The organism is Plantactinospora sp. WMMC1484, assembly GCF_049315195.1.
In the GTDB taxonomy this organism is placed as follows: domain Bacteria; phylum Actinomycetota; class Actinomycetes; order Mycobacteriales; family Micromonosporaceae; genus Plantactinospora.
In genome coordinates this window covers 817,932-834,454 of record NZ_CP186055.1, presented here as the reverse complement: position 1 = coordinate 834,454, position 16,523 = coordinate 817,932, and the positions used below count along the sequence as shown (strand labels likewise).

General features: G+C 73.0%; 16 protein-coding genes. 7 read left to right on the top strand and 9 right to left on the bottom strand.

The features are described 5' to 3' along the window. Positions 1-27: 27 nt before the first annotated feature. Positions 28-657 carry a hypothetical protein gene (locus ACN28C_RS03690; RefSeq protein WP_422772199.1) on the bottom strand — a complete coding sequence of 210 codons (630 nt, stop codon included), beginning with the start codon at positions 655-657 and terminating at the stop codon, positions 28-30. 294 nt (positions 658-951) lie between these two features. Between ACN28C_RS03690 and ACN28C_RS03685 the strand changes: the two genes are divergently transcribed. Then, positions 952-1,626 carry an alpha/beta fold hydrolase gene (locus tag ACN28C_RS03685; protein ID WP_422774505.1) on the top strand — a complete coding sequence of 225 codons (675 nt, stop codon included), beginning with the start codon at positions 952-954 and terminating at the stop codon, positions 1,624-1,626. A gap of 86 nt (positions 1,627-1,712) precedes the next feature. On the opposite strand, the gene ACN28C_RS03680 is transcribed toward ACN28C_RS03685, so the two are convergent. From ACN28C_RS03680 to ACN28C_RS03645, 8 genes are all read right to left on the bottom strand, one after another. Further along, positions 1,713-2,519: an SAM-dependent methyltransferase gene (locus ACN28C_RS03680; RefSeq protein ID WP_422772198.1), complete on the bottom strand. Its 807-nt coding sequence runs from the start codon at positions 2,517-2,519 to the stop codon at positions 1,713-1,715. A gap of 46 nt (positions 2,520-2,565) precedes the next feature. Next, a complete protein-coding gene (locus ACN28C_RS03675) occupies positions 2,566-3,537 on the bottom strand; it encodes a phosphotransferase enzyme family protein (RefSeq protein ID WP_422772197.1) in 972 nt (323 codons plus the stop codon). A gap of 24 nt (positions 3,538-3,561) precedes the next feature. Further along, the gene (locus ACN28C_RS03670; RefSeq protein WP_422772196.1) at positions 3,562-4,695 is read right to left on the bottom strand and encodes a M23 family metallopeptidase; all 1,134 of its coding nucleotides are present in this window, start codon (positions 4,693-4,695) and stop codon (positions 3,562-3,564) included. A 25-nt stretch (positions 4,696-4,720) separates the two neighbouring features. Continuing rightward, a complete protein-coding gene (locus ACN28C_RS03665; RefSeq protein ID WP_422772195.1) occupies positions 4,721-5,263 on the bottom strand; it encodes a hypothetical protein in 543 nt (180 codons plus the stop codon). Positions 5,264-5,266: 3 nt separating this feature from the next. Further along, the gene (locus tag ACN28C_RS03660; protein WP_422772194.1) at positions 5,267-7,219 is read right to left on the bottom strand and encodes an MFS transporter; all 1,953 of its coding nucleotides are present in this window, start codon (positions 7,217-7,219) and stop codon (positions 5,267-5,269) included. A 2-nt stretch (positions 7,220-7,221) separates the two neighbouring features. Then, positions 7,222-10,677, bottom strand: a complete 3,456-nt coding sequence (locus ACN28C_RS03655) for an ATP-binding protein (RefSeq protein WP_422772193.1) — start codon at positions 10,675-10,677, stop codon at positions 7,222-7,224. Between the two features lie 129 nt (positions 10,678-10,806). Beyond that, positions 10,807-11,169 (bottom strand): hypothetical protein, encoded by a 363-nt coding sequence (locus tag ACN28C_RS03650; RefSeq protein WP_421496584.1) that lies wholly within the window; start codon positions 11,167-11,169, stop codon positions 10,807-10,809. Positions 11,170-11,184: 15 nt separating this feature from the next. Next, positions 11,185-11,502, bottom strand: a complete 318-nt coding sequence (locus ACN28C_RS03645) for a hypothetical protein (protein WP_422772192.1) — start codon at positions 11,500-11,502, stop codon at positions 11,185-11,187. A gap of 414 nt (positions 11,503-11,916) precedes the next feature. Between ACN28C_RS03645 and folP the strand changes: the two genes are divergently transcribed. The 6 genes from folP to ACN28C_RS03615 all read left to right on the top strand — a co-directional run bounded on the left by folP (position 11,917) and on the right by ACN28C_RS03615 (position 16,364). Beyond that, positions 11,917-12,840, top strand: coding sequence for a dihydropteroate synthase (folP, locus tag ACN28C_RS03640; protein WP_422774504.1), 924 nt, complete (start codon positions 11,917-11,919; stop codon positions 12,838-12,840). Continuing rightward, positions 12,837-13,250: a dihydroneopterin aldolase gene (gene folB, locus ACN28C_RS03635; protein ID WP_422772191.1), complete on the top strand. Its 414-nt coding sequence runs from the start codon at positions 12,837-12,839 to the stop codon at positions 13,248-13,250. Before folP ends, folB begins: the two co-directional genes overlap by 4 nt. Next, on the top strand, positions 13,247-13,771 hold the full coding sequence (folK, locus tag ACN28C_RS03630) for a 2-amino-4-hydroxy-6-hydroxymethyldihydropteridine diphosphokinase (protein ID WP_422772190.1): 525 nt from the start codon (positions 13,247-13,249) through the stop codon (positions 13,769-13,771). Before folB ends, folK begins: the two co-directional genes overlap by 4 nt. Positions 13,772-13,994: 223 nt before the next feature. Further along, positions 13,995-14,474, top strand: coding sequence for a DUF3180 domain-containing protein (locus ACN28C_RS03625; RefSeq protein ID WP_422774503.1), 480 nt, complete (start codon positions 13,995-13,997; stop codon positions 14,472-14,474). Between the two features lie 329 nt (positions 14,475-14,803). After that, the gene (locus ACN28C_RS03620) at positions 14,804-16,003 is read left to right on the top strand and encodes an ABC transporter permease (protein WP_422774502.1); all 1,200 of its coding nucleotides are present in this window, start codon (positions 14,804-14,806) and stop codon (positions 16,001-16,003) included. A 52-nt stretch (positions 16,004-16,055) separates the two neighbouring features. Further along, a complete protein-coding gene (locus ACN28C_RS03615) occupies positions 16,056-16,364 on the top strand; it encodes a hypothetical protein (protein WP_422772189.1) in 309 nt (102 codons plus the stop codon). The last annotated feature ends 159 nt before the right edge of the window (positions 16,365-16,523 follow it).

The window sequence follows — 16,523 nt, the reverse complement described above, 5'->3', positions numbered from 1 at the left end:
CCGGCAGCTGACCGGCGGGCTGACCGGTCACTCGATCCAGAGTAGGTGGACCGGGACCTCCAGTGTGGTGGGCGGCCGGCCGCTCCACGCCCAGCGGTACCAGTCGAGTTCGGCGGTGACCCGTACGCAGATGTCCCCGTCGGCGCTGGTGTGGACCTCGGTGACCGCGCGCAGGTCGCGCCGCTCGACGGCGTCGGCGACCTGGACCACCCGCCGGCCGGCGACCGCGTCCGCCTCGACCACCGGCACCGGGGCCCGATGCGTCGGCGCGTCCAGCGAGACCAGCCGGGAGATCACGTCCGGCCGGGTCGGTCGGGGGATCGGCGACGCGCCGGCGTCCCGGCCGGAGACCTCGCCGAGGGTCTCGACCCAGACCCGCTCCGCCGGCACCAGCGGGGCGAAGACCTCGATCTGCTCGGCCTCCGCCCGGTACCACTCGTGTTCGGCCAGCACCGGCACGTAGGTGCGGCTACCCTGCACCACCCGCTCGTCGGCCCGCAGGTCGGCCCGCCAACCGAGGCCGGGAAGGCCGACGAGGACCCGACACCCCCGCAGGTCCGTCCGGTCGGCCGCGGCGGCGATCACGATCGGACGGGGCGGCGCCGGGGCCCAGTCGGGCTGCCCGGCGAACGGATCTGGAAGTGGATCGTGGCTCACGGGTCGCTCGACCTATCTGTAGATCCTCGGTTGACCGCAGCTTGAACCCTGACCTGGCCATTTTCCAGGCTCTCCCGTCGACTTTCCAAGTTCTTCGGCCTGTGCCCTGCCCCGTTGCCCGCGGACGCGCCGGCTCCGGGCCGCGCCGGGCGGTGATCCGGACCGGAGCCGGATCCGTCGCCGACGTGTTCGCCGGCAACGAACAGGCGCTGCGACGCTGCCCGGCCCGGCTAGGGTGGGCGGATGGAGCGCGATGTTGGTGAGCTGCGCAGCGTCGACGTCGGCGGGTTGAAAATGGCCTACCGGGTTGCCGGCGACCCGGCCGCCCCTCCGATGCTGTTGCTCCACGCGCTCGGCGAGAGTGGGCACGACTGGCGAGGCGTGCTCCCGGAACTTGCCCGGTCGCACCGGGTGCATGTCCCGGACCTGCGCGGGCACGGCGCCAGCGGCTTTCCCGGGCAATACTCCTTCGAGCTGATCCGCGACGACGTGCTCGGTCTCCTCGACGCGCTCGGGGTGCCGGAAACAGTCCTGATAGGGCATTCGCTGGGCGCCGTGGTCGGGTTGCTCGTCGCCGACGCCGCGCCGCACCGGGTGCCGCGGCTGGTCCTGGAGGACGCCCCGCCGCCCAAGCCGGGTGCGCTGGACCGGCCGCCGCTGGAGCCACCGGACGAGCCCCCGCCATACGATTTCGCCGTCGTCAACGCCATCCGCCAGCAGCTCACCAACCCCGATCCGCAGTGGTGGGAGCGCAGCGCCGGCATCGCCGTCCCGACGCTCGTGGTCGGCGGAGGCCCGCAGAGCCAGATCCCGCAGGAGATACTCGCGGAGTTGGCCGGGCGCATGCCGGACGCCAGGTTCGTGACGATCGCCGCCGGTCACCACGTACACCGCAACCAGCCGGCCGCCTTCGTCGCCGCGGTCCGCGGGTTCCTGGACCTCGGCCCTGCATGGGCCGGCGCAGATTGACGTACGTCTACGAGGCCCGGTGGCGCCCGCCGACCCGTGACTCGCGAACAGGTTGCCCTCGGGCCGACCGGCGTCGAGAGACTCACTCAGCCGATGCGACCGACGCCGCCGAACAGGTAGACCTCCGGCTCGTCGGACTCCGGGTCGGGGCGCCAGCGCGAGCACGTGACGACGCCGGGCTCCAGCAGATCCAACCCGTCGAAGAAGCGTTCGAGCTCCATCTTCGTCCTGGCGCGGATCGGCGTGCCGCCGCGCTCGGTGGTTTCCCGCATCGCGCGTAGCATCGGCTCGCCGTGGATCTCCGCGGTGGAGTGGGTGAGCACCAGGTGGCTGCCGGTGGGCATCGCCTGCACCAGCTGCGCGACGGAGCCGTACGCCACGGCGTCGTCCATGAGGTGGTTGACGACGCCGAGGAGCATGAGCCCGATCGGCTGCGAGAAGTCGAGCGTCTGCCGCGCGGCCTCGAGTATCGTCTCCGGCTGCCGCAGATCGGCCTCGACGTAGTCGCAGCTGCCTTCCGGCGTACTGGTCAGGAGCGCTCGCGCATGCGCCATGACGAGCGGATCGTTGTCGATGTAGACCACCCGGCAGCGCGGGTCGAGAGACTGCGCGACCTCGTGGGTGTTGTCCGCCGTGGGGAGCCCGGTGCCGATGTCGAGGAACTGGCGGATGCCGGCATCCTCGACGAGGAACCTGACCACGCGCTTGAGGAATGCGCGCTCGGACTTGGCCCCGATGGGGATGTCCGGGATGTGTGCGATCACCTCATCGCCGGCGGCCCGGTCGACCGCGAAGTGATCCTTGCCGCCGAGCCAGTAGTTCCAGATCCGCGCCGAGTGCGGAACCGTGGTGTCCAGTTTGGAGCCTGAGGGAAGCACCCGGTCCTCGGTCATGAGGAGCATTCTTCCGCACGCGGGGGGCGGTCACGCAAGTGGGGCGTCACTTCGCAGCCCTGCGAACGTCCCCCAACAGCTTGGTGATCAGCGCCTCGGTCACCCAGGCGTCGCCGGTGCGGTCGGCGGCGGCCAGCCAGTCACCGATGTCCCACATCGCCCGGCAGGCAGCCAGTACGGGGAAGCCGGCCACCTCGGCCGGGCTCAGCGGACGGACCTGCTGGTAGCCGGCGAGGACCGCTGCCCAGCGGTCGCGATCCTCGTCCGGCGCATCGGGCCCGCGATACAGGGTGACGAGGTCGTACGCGCGTAACCCGAACCCGCAGTGGTCAAAGTCGAACGTGACGAACCGCCCGTCGCCATCGACGTTGGTGTTGCCCCGATGCAGGTCGGCATGGATGATCCCGTACGCGCCGCGGATCGCTCGGAGTCGGTGGAACTCGTCGGTGAGTCGCCTGCCGAGCCTGCCGAGTTCGGCGAGGTCCGCCGCGGCCTGCCCCGACTCGGCATAGCGTGCCAGGCTGACCAGCGGCCGTTCGACGAGGATGCGTTCATCGAGGTGGTAGCGGTCGTGACCGGTTTGGAAGGCGTCCATCTCAAGGTGCATCCGGGCAATGCCGGAGCCGAACTTGCGCCATTGCTCGGCGGTCAGCGTGCCTTCGTACAGGGGCGCCCCGGGTGCGTGGGTGAACAGGGCGAAGCAGCGTTCCCCCTCGGGCGCCGTCAGCCGGCCGAGCCGGTCGCCGACGGTCCGCTGGTACGGGCGGATGACGTCCAGCCCGGCCGCGGCCAGGTGCTCGAGCAGGTCGAGTTCGAACCGGAAATCGGACTCCGACCGGATCCAGTACTTGCCGCGGTTGTAGACCCGCAGCACGCGGCGATCGCCCTCGACATCGGTGACGAGGTAGGTGTCGTTGAAGCCGCGGTTCAGCAGGCTCACCCTGACCGGCGCGGCGACGGCGTACTCCCACTCTACGAGCCGGGCGAGGTCGTCAGCGTCCAGGAGCGAATGGATCACGCGCATATCGTTGAGAAACTACCGCTATCCGCGGTCCGTCAGCGGTGCGCCCCGCAGCCGCATGAACGGCACCGGGTCGGTGGCGCCGGCACTGGTCCGGTCGCCGCGCAGGTGCACCTCGAAGTGCAGGTGCGGCCCGGAGGAGTTGCCGCTCGACCCGACCCGTCCGATAACCTGCCCGGCCTCCACCGTGTCGTTCTTCGACACCGTCGGTCGGGTCACCATGTGGCAGTAGCGGGTGATCACGTTGCCGGCGTGCAGGATGTCGACGAACCAGCCGCAGCCGCCCTTGCCCGGAAAGCCGTCCACGTCACAGCTCAACCGGCCGCGCCGGTCGGGATCGCAGCGGGAGACGATCACCCGGCCGCCCGCCGCCGCCCGGATCTCGGTGCGGTACTTCGCCGCCGGGATGTCGACGCCGTTGTGTGACGGCCGCTGGGTGGTCTGGAAACCGGAGGTGACCGCGCCGGGGATCGGCGCGGTCCAGCCCGAGGCGGCGATCTCCGCACCCTCGGCGCAGTCGAGCTCGAGATCGGTGCCGGCGGCTCGGGCGGCCCCACCGGTCAACGCGTTCACGATGTCGGTCGCCAGCGGCTCGTGCTTGGCGTACGCGTCCGGAAAGGCGCTGATCTGCACCGCCTGGGCGGCCCGGGTCAGGGAGCGGCGCTGCCAGTTCCCGATCGTCTTCAGCTTCTCGTAGAACTTCCGGGCGGCGTACTCCGGGTTCAGGATCTGCTCCGGGGTGCCCCATCCGGTGCTGGGCCGCTGTTGGAAGAGCCCGAGCGAGTCGTGGTCGTTGCGGTCGCCGAGGTGCCCGAGGTTGTTCAGGGCGGACTCCTGCATGGCGGTGGCCACCGCGATCACCCAGGCCCGGGGTGGCAGCCCCATCTCCCGGCCGACCTTGATGATGATCGCCGCGTTGCGCATCTGCGACGCCTTGTAGGGGCCGACCAGCGGCAGGTCGCCCTCGGTCTGCACCGGGTCGCCGCTGCCGCAGCCGAAGGTGGTCGCCGCCAGGTTCTCCTGCTCGGAGGCGAACATGGTCACCAGGAACGCCCCGGTCCCGCCGCCGCAGCAGAGCAGCGCGAGTACGCCGGTCAGCGCCATCGCCAGCGCGACCCGGCGTACCGGCCGCCGGGCCGGACCCTGCTCGGTCATCGTCGCCCCACCTCCCCGCACCCGCTCAACGCCGTTGCCAGTCCACCGTGTCGACCCGCCAGCGGCCCTCCGCCGCCACCAGGCCGAGCCGCAGCTCGCCGGAGTCGACCGGTACGACCACCTCGACCAGGCTGTCGTTGTGGGGCACGACCACCAGCTCGCCGGTGATCCGGTCGGCCGGCACGGTGACCGGGTCGACGCCGGTCAGCTGCTCGACCAGATCGTCGGTGGCGAGCGGCCGGAGACCCTCCTGCCACTCCTGCGCGGTCACGTCGTGGTCGAGCCAGGCGGTGGCGAACGACCGGGCCACCTCCGCCGGCTCCGGGGCGCCGGGGCTGGTCCGGGGCGAGGGCTCCTCGGTCGCGATCAGGCCGTCGTCGCCGGCCGCCGGATCGGTGATGCTGATCGGGCCGGGCGTCCCGCCGACCAGGCCGGGGCGGTCGTCGCCCGGTCCGGCAATCAGCCGGGCCGCGCCGACGATGCCGATGATCACCACGGCGAGTCCGAGTGCCAACCCGAGCCGGGACCGGAGGATCCGGGTGACGAGGTACTCCAGCGCCCGCCGCATCGGCTACCTCGCCTCGGAGCGGATCCGGGGCGCCCGGGGCGCCGGCGCCGGGTCCGGCGCGGGCGCCGAGTCGGGCCGGTAGATGACGTAGGACGGGTTCTCCACCGGCACGTCGGGCTCGGTCCACTCGGCCGGCCTCCGTCGGGACGGCCGGCTCCGGGACGGCGGTGAACCGGTTGACCGTTCCGGAGCACCCGCCGGGGCGGTCTCGGGCCGGTCGGCGCCCCGGTCGGCCGTTTCCGGGCGGCTGCCGGCACCGCTGGAGACCGCCTCCTCGTGCCGGGTCTCCGGGCGTACGTTGGTCTGCTGGATCACCACGCTCCGGTTCTTGATCCGGATGTCGGTGCGGCGGTCGTCGTCGTCGAGCTGGGAGGCGGCCCGCACGTCCCGGAAGAACCGGCGGTGCCACGACCCTGGTGAGGCGATCACCTGGCTGCTGTCCCTGCCACCGCCGAGTTGGGTGATCCGGCGGTACGGCCGCAGCAGCAGCCAGCCCACCACCCCGCAGAGCCAGACCAGCACCACCTGGAGCCAGCCCGGAATCGTCGACGTGCCCATCACCAGGTCGACGGCGAAGAGATAGATCGCCGCGCCGGTGCCGAAGATGGCGATGTTGAAGACGGCCGCCACCACGGCGTTGCCCAGCCGGCGCAGCCCGGCGCTGGCCGGGCGGAGCAGCCCGACCGTGCCGAGCACCGGGGCGGCGATCACGGCCCAGCGGAAGAGCAGGAAGCCGAGGAGCACCAACACCGAGGCGGTCAGGTCGAACATCGCGAAGAGGATCGCGGCAAGGATGGCGATCAGCCCGGCGCCGATCCGGTCCGAGTCCCGGGCGCCGCGCAGGTACTCGTACGCCTCCGGGTCCTCCTGCCGGATCTGCTCGGCGACCTTCATCCACTGCTCCTGCTTGGCCTCGACGGTCGCCTTCCGGGTCTCCGGGTTGGCGGCGATCTTCGCGGTCTCCTCCCAGGTGAACGCCTTGGCGTCGTAGAGCGCCCGCCCGTACTTGCGGGCCGTCTCACTGTCGGAGGAGCCCAGGGCACCGCGCAGCCAGTTGCGGTAGAGCATCGTCTCGGTCGCGGTGTCGCTGGCCCGCAGCGCCGGCGGCCGGTTGTCCCTGCAGCTCGCCGGGTTGAGCGCGCCGCAGCGGTCGGCCGGGATGCTCTTGTCCCGGGGGCCGACCGCCTCGTGCACCACGTTCAGCGTGGTGACCAGGGTGCCGTCCGCGACGTTGGCGGAGTGCACCGGCCAGGCGGCGACGGCGGTCACCGCCACCATCACGAACACGGCCCAGCCGGCCGTGGTCATCGCGTTGCTCATGTCGGACTGCCGGGAGCGCCAGAGCAGGTAGACGCCGACGACGCAGAGGGTGATGATCCCGAAGACGCTGAAGACCCGCTCGTAGACGGCCTTGGTGGCCTGCTCGACGAGCGGATCGGCCCAGTCCCACATGCTGCCCGGGTCCCAGGCCCGCTCGCGCAGCGCGTTCGAGGCGCCGATGATGCCGGCGGCGATCCGGATCTCGCCGTCGGCGATCTTGTTGAAGACCTTGCTGCCCGGGTCGATCACGTCCGAGGCGCAGCCGCCGGTGTCGTCGTACGTCTCGTAGCTGTAGCCGGCGTTGCCGTACTCGGTGTACATCCCCTTCACGCCCGGCTTGGTGCTCGCCTCCGGGCGGCTGCCGAACCAGCCGCCGAAGCCCTGGTCCGGGGCGCCCGGGGTGGGCGCCTTCACGCAGTCGCGGACGTTCTGGCCGACGTCGGCGAGCCGGTCGACGCAGGCCCGGAAGTCGGCCTCCCACTCGGCGGTGGTGCAGAGCGCGGCCTTGGCCCGGGTCGGGACCGGCGCGGCGGAGGCGGGTGCCGTGGCGCCGAGCACCGGCCAGATCAGGGTGGCGGTCGCGAGCACCCCGATCGCGAGCAGCAGGGCGGCGACCCGGGCTCCGATCCTCGCCATGGTCACGCCTCCAGATCCGCGACGGGGGAGGGCAGGTTGGCCGCGACGGCCTTCGCCGCGACCGGGGTGGTGTCCAGGTGGTCGAGCAGGCCGGGGACGTAGGAGACGTCGACGCGTACCTTCTGCACCCGGCCGTCGACGTCACGCATCACGAACTCCCGGAAGCCGAGCCGGTCGGCCGAGGCGGCGTCCACGCTGGAAAGTGCGGCGAGGGTCGCCTCGTATCCGTCGTCGACCGGCACCCGGAGCAGTCGCAGCGCCTCGGATGCGATGTCGACGTCCTCGGCGATCCGCCCGACGAAGACGGTGGAGACCAGGTTCTGCACGTCGAGGCCGAGGATGTCCTTCGGGTTCTGCGACGAGACCAGCGCCGCCAGGTTCCACTTGCGGGAGTCCCGGGCCAGCCGGACCAGGAAGGACCGGCCGGAGCGCCAGCCCTCCATGAAGTGCGCCTCGTCCAGGCCGACCAGCTTCCGCGACGACATCGACCCGCCGTAGCAGCGGCGTACCGCCAGCCGGTGCGCGGTGTGCAGCATCGGCAGCGCCAACGCCTCCTCGGCGGACCAGTACTCCCGCTCGATCTTCAGGTCGGGGAGGCGGAGCCCGGCCATGGTGATCACGGTCAGCGTGGCGTCGGCGCCGAGCAGCCCCTCCGGCGGGCGGCCGAAAAAGAGCAGCGCCAACGGCATCTCGGCGGTGTCCAGCAGCAGGTTGGCCAGCTCCCGGCCCTCGTCCTCCAGCCCGGCCAGGCAGGCGACCACGTCGTCCAGGGTGGAGGTCTCCTCGGCCGGCACCTGCCGGACCGCGTGTCGGAACAGCGTCGCGGTGGAGGCCTCCCGGGCCACCTGCGGCGGCACCAGCATCATGCAGATGTCCTGCACCAGCATCCGCCGCTCGGCGCGGGCGTTGGAGACCGCGATCTGGAACTCCCGGTCACCGGCGGCGCCGGCCGGAAACTCGGTGCGCAGCGGGGTCGGGATCAGCGCGTACGGCGCCAGCGTGCCGTGCTCGGAACCGGTCAGGTTCAGCACCCGCGAGTGCGGTCGCAGCTCCGGCATGGCGCAGAGCCGGGCCAGCGGGCCGGACGGGTCCAGCAGGGTCACCTGCACCCCGCGCCGGGCCGCCAGGTAGCCGAGCGCACCGAGCAGCGTCGACTTGCCACCGCCGGGCTCGGCGACGAAGACGGCGAGCCCGGAGCGCTCGCGTACCTCCATCGGGAAGTGCAGGTCGAGGAAGACCGGTCGGCGGCAGGTGCCGGCGGTCCGCCCGATCAGGTCGCCGCGCCGGTCGCCGACCGTGGAGGCGGCCTGCGGCAGCGCGGCGGCGAGCAGGTTGACCGGCATCCGGCGCAGGTAGCCGGTGTTGGCGATCGGCTCGCCGGGGATGAACTCCCGGGCCAGCCAGTCCTGGTTCTTCGGATGCTGGAGCGAGACCCGCAGCTCCCGGCTGTAGAGCTGGATCAGCCGCCGGGCGCGCTCCAGGCACTCCTCCCGGGTACGCCCGCCGACCGCGATCCGGTGCCAGCCGTGCGCCCGGGCCGACTCCACCGGCAGGCCGGTGGTCATCTCGTCGCCGATCACCAGGGCGCGCTTGGCCAGCCGCTCCAGCTCGGGCGGTGCGTCGATGCCGTGCTCGGCGTAGTCGAGCTGCTGCGAGCGGATCATCCGCAGCCGGTGCTCCAGATTGCGGAACGAGTCGTTGGGGCCGAGGATGTCGACCCGGGTGGAGATCTCCATCGGCCAGGGCAGCCGCTCGTGGAAGTGCAGCCATGGCTCGTGCCGCTCCGGGATCTCCAGCGGCTCCATCCGGCCCACCGCCAGCACCGCGACGTGCCGCTCCTCGCCGGTCATCCGGTTGACCAGCTTGACCGTGGAGCCGTACGGGGTGCGGTAGCGCTCCACCTGCTCGGTGAGGGCGAGCAGGTCGCCGCGTTCCCAGTGGCCGTTGGTGACCGGCGAGAGCGTGCCGGGCGGGGCCATGCAGAGCGCGACGGAGCGGTACATCAGCCACTCCAGCTCCTCGGCGCTGACCTGCCGACCGCGCATGCCGAACGCGCCGAGCACCTCGTCGAACTGCTCGACGGTGCGGCCCAGCTTGCGCCGCTCGCCGTCGGCGGTGCCCCGGCCGAAGGCCCGGAGAAACCGCTCGGCCAGCGAGTTGCCGAGGGAGCGCCGGGCGAAGGTGACGCCGAGGTAGGTCTGCCCCTCGGCGTGGTTGACCGAGAGCAGGTGCCGCTGGGCGGCGACCAGGTGGTCCGACCAGCTCGGCGCGCCGGCCACCCCGGGCAGCGGCTGCGGGGTGTGGCTGTCGATCGTCCGGGCCCACTCGTCGGCCGGGAACGGCCGGGTGGTCCGGCGCAGGTGCAGCCGGAAGCCGGCGAGACCGGCGTACTGCTCGGAGATGGCAGCCAGCAGCGCCTCCCGCTCGGCGTCCGGCCGGAACGCCCAGCGCACCTCCGGCAGCCAGTACCAGGCGGTCACGGTGTTGGGGGTGAAGGTCAGGTGACCGGCGATCTCGGTGATGGCCAGCTCGACGGCGGGATCCCGGTCGCCGAAGCGGAGCTTGGGCGCGCGTACCCGCTGGGGTGTGGTCACCGGCTGCGGCCTGGTCGGCTTCGGGGTGCTCCGCCGCTGCTTGGGCGGGCCCGGCGGTGCCTCCCTGGCGGGTCGGGCGGACGACCGGCGGGCCGGTTGCTCGGCCGGCTCGCGGACGATCGGCAGCGTGTCGGAGTGCGCGCCGCCGCGCTGCTGCGGCGCCGGACCCGGTCGCCCGGGGTACGCCTCGGCGGGGCCGCCGTTCTGGGCTGCCGGCGCACCGCCCGGCGCGGGGTGGGACACCGCCACGTCGGGCGGCCAGCCGGTACCGGGCGCCGCAGCCGGGCCGGGCCGGGCCGGGGACCGTGGCGCGGCTCTGGTGTCGGCGCCCCTGGTGTCGGCGCCCCTGGCGGCGGGCTGACCGGGTGACGCCGCGGGCTCCCGGCCGGCGGTGCCGCCCGCCGGGGACTGCGCCGGCTCCCAGGCCGGGAGGCCGACGGCGGCGTCCCGATCCTCGCCCCACCGACCCTGCGGGCGGGACTGCGGCGCGGGCGGGGTGCGGGGGGCCGGTCGGGGCGAGGGCGCGACCGGCGCCGGAGGCTGTACCGGGCCGGTGCCGAAGAGGTCGAGGAAAGGGGAGTCGATGTCCGGGTGCTCGGCCGGGGCCGATGGCCGGGCCGGGGCTGCGGCGTGCGGCTGGGCTGGCGTCGGAGCGCCCGGTCGGGGCGGACGGTTGCGGGCCGGTGGCTGCGGTGCCTGGAAGACGGCGACTCCACCGTGCCCGGTGTTGCTGAGCAGCGCGGCGTCGTACTCGGCCTCGTCGGCGAGCTCGGACGGGTGGTAGCTGGAAGACTGCGTACCGTTACCGGCGTTCTCGCCCGGCCGGCCGGCCGGGGTGGAGCCCGGCGGAGAGGGGCGGGTCATGCCGCCGTCCCGCCCGGCCCGACCGGTTCCGCTGTGCGGCGGCGGAACCCCGCTGTGTGGCGGGGTTCCGCTGTGCGGTGGCGGTTAGGTCTGGTCTGCTCGATCACGCCGTCACCTCGCTGCGGTCGGTCATGTCAACTGCTCCCGGATCCGGATGCGGGTCGCGACCAGCCGCGGGTCGCGCTGCTCTGTTGCCGGTTCGCGGGTGCGCCGCCAGTCGGTCAGTGCCGTCCGGATGACCATCCGGGCGGGCCGATCGGGGTCGACGTACCGGAAGACGAACGAGGTGGTCACGATCGCGAGCGCGATCTCCCAGGCGGGGATCAGCTCGACCGTGAACGTGAAGAGCCAATGAATGAACATGAAGAGCGGCACCAGCACCATGAAGAGCCCGTACTGCGTGTAAGGCAGGTGGATGGGCAACGTGTAGCCGGGCGGCCCCAGATAGACCAGGCGGGCCCGATAGATGTCGTCGTCGGTGCGCAGCCGCATCTCGTGCTCCGCGGTCTATTCGAAGATCAGGTTGATCAGGTTCTCGCCGACGAAGAACAGCGTCGCCGCCCCGGCGATGAAGGCCAGGCCGAGCAGTGCGATCGCCGAACTGGTCAGCACCTTGGAGACCTCGCCCTTGCTGGCCCGCCCGATGAAGATCACACCGAGCACGGCGAGCAGGATCGGCGCGATGTTGGTGGCGAAGAAGCCGACGATCCCGTCGGTGTCGATTCTGCCCTCGGGCGACGGCTCGGCCGCCGTGACGAGGGCGAAGGAGTGGAGCGCGTGCGTGGCAGCCGGCCATGCCGTCTCCACCAGCTCCATGGCGAACATCGGAATCCTCCCCCGGTGCGGTGACGCCCCGCCTCCGCACTGCTGTCAAGCCCGGTCAACCGGGTCGCTCGTGGGGTTTGATCGACCCTGCGTCTCGCAATCACCGCGAAGGGTGATGGTTTCTGGGCAACTGTGTCCTGGTTTGGCCCATCTCTTAAGTTCTGGCATCTGGCTGATGCGAGCGTACGGCCCGTGCCTGTTTCGAACAAGCGCGGCCGACTGCACCGATCCGTCCCGACCGGCCGGTTTTCACGTGCCCGGCCCGGCGGTCTCCGGGTGGCAGGTGGGCAGGTGGCCCGGAGGGGGCGATGGCGGGCTGGGTAACGTCGAGCCGTGAGAGAGCCAGTCCAGGGCCCCGGCGCGACCGGCGGTGCGGCCCCGCCCCGCGGCGATCTGCTCCGCGCGCCGGAACCGGTGGTGGATCTGCTCCGCGCGCCGGAACCGGTGGTGATGGGCGTCCTCAACGTCACGCCCGACTCCTTCTCCGACGGCGGTCGCTACGCCGACCTTGACGCCGCCGTCCGGCACGGGGTGCAGATGCACGCCTACGGCGCCCACCTCATCGACGTGGGCGGCGAGTCCACCCGGCCCGGTGCCGACCGGGTCGACGAGGCGACCGAGGCCGGGCGGGTGCTGCCGGTCATCCGGGAACTCGCCGCCCGGGGCGTGCCGATGAGCGTCGACACCTACCGGGCCGGCGTCGCGGCCGCCGCGCTCGCGGCCGGCGCCACCGTGGTCAACGACGTCTCCGGCGGCCTCGCCGACCCGGGCATGGCCAAGGTCGTCGCCGAGGCGGGCTGCCCGTGGATCCTGATGCACTGGCGCGGCCACGCCAAGCGGATGCAGGACCTGGCCCGCTACACCGATGTGGTCACCGACGTCCGGACCGAGTTGAGCCAGCGGGTCGCCGACGCCCTCGCCGCCGGCGTCGCGGCAGACCGGATCGTCCTCGATCCGGGTCTCGGCTTCGCCAAGCGGGCCGCCGACAACTGGCAGCTCACCGCCAGGTTGCCCGAGGTGCTGGCGCTCGGCTACCCCGTGCTCTTCGCCGCCAGCCGCAAGTCGTACCTGGGCGCGCTGCTTGCCGCCCCGGACGGGACGCCCCGGCCGACCGGCGGGCGTACCGCCGCCACGATCGCCACCAGCGTGCTCGCGGTCGCGGCCGGCGCCTGGGGGGTACGGGTGCACGACGTACGGGAGACCGTGGACGCGCTCGCGGTCTGGGCCGCCAGCGGCCGGCCCCGGCTGGCGACGGAGTGGCCGGCGACGGAGTGGCCGGCGACGGAGCGACCGGCGACGGAGCGACCCCGACCGGCGACGGAGCGGGCAACCGGATGACCGGGCCGGGCACCGATCGCATCGTGCTGACCGGGCTGCGGGCGCGCGGCCGGCACGGCGTCTACCCCGACGAGCGGGCCCGGGGACAGGACTTCGTCGTGGACGTGGTGCTGGAGCTCGACCTGCGCCCGGCGGGCCGCTCCGACGACGTGGCCGACACCGTCCACTACGGCGAACTCGCCGACCGGCTGGTCGCGATCGTGACCGGTGAGCCGGTCAACCTGATCGAGACGTTGGCCGAGCGGCTCGCCGCTGCCTGCCTCGCCGATCCGCGGGTGCTGGTGACCACGGTCACCGTGCACAAGCCGCGGGCGCCGATCCCGCACGACTTCGCCGACGTGGCGGTGACGGTGACGCGGTCCTCCGGCGGGGCGCGGGGTGGCCGGCCGGGGCGGGAGGTGACCGGGTGACCCGGGCGGTGCTCTCGCTGGGCAGCAACCTCGGCGACCGGTTGGCACACCTGCGTATGGCGGTGGCCGGGCTGCGGGACGTGCTCCTGGTGGCGTCCGGGGTCTACGAGACGCCGCCGTGGGGCGACCCGGACCAGCCGGCGTACCTCAACGCCGTGCTGCTGGTCGGGGACGGTGCGGCGGGCCCCCGGGACTGGCTGGACCGGGCCCGCGCCGCCGAGACGGCGGCCGGCCGGGTCCGCGATCCGGAGCGCCGCTTCGGGCCGCGCAGCCTCGACGTCGATGTCGTCGCGGTCTGGACGGCCGAGGGCGAGCCGCTGGTCAGCGACGATCCGGAACTGACCCTGCCGCACCCCCGGGCCCACCTGCGGGCGTTCGTGCTCCGGCCGTGGATCGACATCCAGCCGTACGGGCGGCTGCCCGGCCACGGCTGGCTGACCGACCTGCTGACCGCCGAACCGCTCGCCAGCGACGTGCTGGACCTGCGCCCTCGTCCGGATCTACGGATAGAGTCGAATTGACGGTGACCGCGGTGGGCGGCACCGGTCCGGTGGCTGGCGGTACCCGGCGCTGGTCGGGCGGGGGCGGCCCTGCCCGGTCCGGTCCGGCGGGTTCCGGTGGCGGCGGGCGTGCAGCGACGACCGACGAGCGGAGTCGTGCAGTGGCGACCGACGAGCGGAGTGAGGAAGAGTCGTGACCGAGCGGAGACCTCCGACCCGTGGCCCGGCCCCGGAGCGGGGGCGGATGGGTCCGACCAAACCCGCCACCCTGGTGGTGGCCGGCCTGGCCTCGGCGGCCCTGGCCTGGTTGCTGGTGAGCAGCTTCTACAGCCACATCCCCCCGCTGCCCTGGCTACCGACCGTCACCCTGCTCGGGCTCGCCGCGCTGGAGGGGTACGCCGCGGCGAACACCCGGGCCCGGATCGAGCGCAGGCCGGGGCGGGATCCTGTCGATCCGCTGGCGGTGGCCCGGTTCGTCGTGCTGGCCAAGGCGTCGGCGCTGGCCGGGGCGATCTTCGCCGGCTTCTACGCCGGTCTGGTCGCCTGGCTGCTGATCGAGCGGACCCGGGCCGCCGCGAACGACGTACCGGCGGCCAGCGCGGGTCTCGCCGCGTCGCTCGCCCTGATCGGCGCGGCGCTCTGGCTGGAGCGCTCCTGTCGGGTGCCCGATCGTGATGACGGAACTCCGGAGGGTGACGATCTGGATCGGCCCGACCAGCGCTGAACAGCCGCGCGCCGAATCGACGCGCACTGGGGGTGACGGCTGGGCGTGCACGCGGGTACGGTGCCTCCGACCGGGCCGGATCCGCCCCGCTCCGCCGGATCGGGCCCACGTCCGACCGCTCCGGTCCCGGAAGCCGCCCCGGGCCGGTGCCGTCCGGCGGGACGAAACAGGAGGCGCGCGAGATGGCGTACGACGATTCGATCTATCGGCGACGGGATCCGGGAACGGACCCGGCCGCCAGTGGTGCGGATCCTCGGTACGGCGGTGACCAGGGATACGGGGACGGCGCCGACACCCGTACGACGTCCAGCCACGTGACCGGCCGGTTCATGGGGAGCGAGCCGACCATTGCCGACGAGCCGGACCCGGTCGGGCCGACCCGGCGCCGGAACGTCTCGCCGGCGACCCTGGAGAACGTCTTCGACGACCCGGCACACGGCGAGCCGGGCCGGGACCGGATCGCCGTGCACCTGCTCTGGGAAGTCGTCCTGCTGGTCCTGGTGGGGGCGCTGCTCTTCCTGACAAACCGGGACTACCCGGATCTGCTGCGCGGAGCGCAACGGGAGGAGCTGCTCGTCCTCGGTACCGCGATCGGGCTGCTCACCCTGGGGGCCGGGCTGACCCTGCGGGCCGCCGTGCCCAACCTCGCGCTGGGCCCGGTCGCGGTGGCGGCGGCGCTGCACTTCGCGGAGAACTCCGATCGTGGCGTCGTGCCGGCGATGCTGCCGGCGCTGGTGGCCGGCCTCGTCGCCGGCCTGGTGATCGCGGTACTGGTGGTGGGCTTCCACGTGCCGAGTTGGGCGGCCAGCCTCGCGGTCGGGCTAGCGGTCGTCGTCTTCATCGAGCAGCGGACCGGGCCGGTCGACGTGCAGGGCGAGTACGACCCGACCCAGCACGCGACCTACCTCTTCGGTGGCTTCGCCGCCGTCGCGGTGCTGACCGGCCTCCTCGGTACCGTGAAAACGGTGCGCCGGGCCGTCGGACGGTTCCGGCCGGTGGCCGATCCGGCGCTGCGCCGGGGCGGAGCGGCCGGAGTCGTCGTCACGCTTGCCCTGGCCCTGTCGATGCTCTTCGCGGTCGGGGCCGGGATGCTGCTCGCGTCCGGTGGACCGGGTCGGGTGGCGCCGACCACCGGCATCGAGTGGACGGGTCTGGCCCTCGGCGCCGCGCTGCTCGCCGGCACCAGTGCCTTCGGGCGGCGGGGCGGGATCGCCGGCGGGCTGCTCGCGGCCACCGCGCTGACCCTCTTCATCCAGTACGCCGACGAGCGGAACCTCGACATCGCACCCGCCGCACTCGCCGCCGTCCTGGTGGCCGCCGGCCTGTTGGTGACCCGGCTCGTCGAGGCGAACGGCCGCCCCCGGTCCTACACGGAGCGGGACCGGGACCGGGACTGGGAGGCGGAGCCGGCGACGACGGCGAGTTGGGACAGCGCGCCGGCGCAGCCGCCCGAGCCCTGGACGTCGTCGTTGCCGGGGCAGCCCACCGACCGGTGGGGCGGCGACCGGTGGGACGGCGCCGACCGCTGAGCCGGCTGCGGCCGGTGCCGGTTGCGGTGGTTCGGGCGGTTAGGCTCGGCCTATGACGGAATCGGATGCCGAGGCGCAGAGCAGTCCCACCTTCGCCGAGTTGGACGCGCTCTCCACGGAGGAACTGCGTGAGCGGGCCTTCGCGCTGGCCCGGGAACGGCGGGACATCGGCTTCTTCTGGTCGGTGATCCGGCATCTGCCGAACGCGGACGAGGCGGCGGCGCTCGACGGCGCGCCGAACGCAGCCGGGCCGACCGTGGACGAGGCGGTGGCGCTCTGGCGGGAGTTCACCGGCCACGGGTACGACGAGACCGCGCCGCTGCTCCGGGCCGCCTTCATCGACTACCTCCAGAAGCACTGAGCCCTCCAGAAGCATCGAGTCCTCCAGAAGCATCGAGCCCTCCAGAAGCATCGAGCCCTCCAGAAGCATCGAGCCCTCCAGAAGCATCGAGCCCTCCAGGAGGATCGAGCCCTCCGGCGTCCCGGCGAAGACCACGGGCCCGGGGAGTTGTGCTCCCCG